The sequence below is a fragment of the Oleiphilus sp. HI0125 genome (genome assembly GCF_001635355.1).
Genome location: NZ_LWGF01001124.1, coordinates 1 through 758 on the forward strand (window position 1 = coordinate 1; position 758 = coordinate 758).

The following is a 758-nucleotide window of genomic DNA, read 5'->3' on the forward strand; positions in this document are numbered from 1 at the left end:
AATATTACTGGCGGTACTCGTGGATAATCGAAGTAAATAATCTGTTGTTAATGACGTAATAACGAGTCGAAATGTGCTGTCTCGATCACTCAAGACCAAGGACATAAAGATGAAAAAACTGATTACTCTTGTTTCAACCTTATTGGTGTTGGCTTCTTTTTCTATGATGACAAAGGCAGCTGACACACTGGCTATTGTAGTCTCCACCTTAAACAACCCTTTCTTCGTGACGATGAAAGACGGCGCTGAAGCCAAGGCAAAAGAGTTGGGATATAAACTCATCGTGCTCGACTCACAAAACGACCCAAGCAAGGAACTATCGAACATTGAAGATTTGACGGTTCGTGGGGTGAAAGCAATCTTACTTAATCCAGCAGATTCAGACGCGGCGGCCAATGCTATTCGCATGGTTAATCGCGCCAAAATCCCCGTGTTAACCTTGGATCGTGGCGCTTCGCGCGGAGAAGTCGTCACTCATATTGCCTCTGATAACGTTGCTGGTGGCGAAATGGCTGGGCAGTTTATTGTTGATAAAGTTGGTGCAGACGCAAAAGTGATTCAGCTTGAAGGCTTAGCAGGTACTTCGGCAGCGCGCGAGCGTGGCGAGGGCTTTATGAAAGCGGTTGAAGCTAGCAACATTCAACTTCTCGCTAGCCAGCCAGCAGACTTTGATCGCACCAAGGGGCTGAATGTGATGGAAAACTTGTTAGCAGGCAACCCTGAAGTACAAGCAGTATTTGCTCAGAATGATGAGATGG

1 protein-coding gene is annotated in these 758 nt (G+C 46.3%); it reads left to right on the plus strand.

Annotated features, from left to right (window positions below; genetic code table 11):
* Positions 1-109 precede the first annotated feature (109 nt).
* Positions 110-758, plus strand: a 649-nt coding sequence (gene rbsB, locus A3762_RS19495) for a ribose ABC transporter substrate-binding protein RbsB (RefSeq protein WP_068757212.1), incomplete at its 3' end; no start/stop codon positions are given.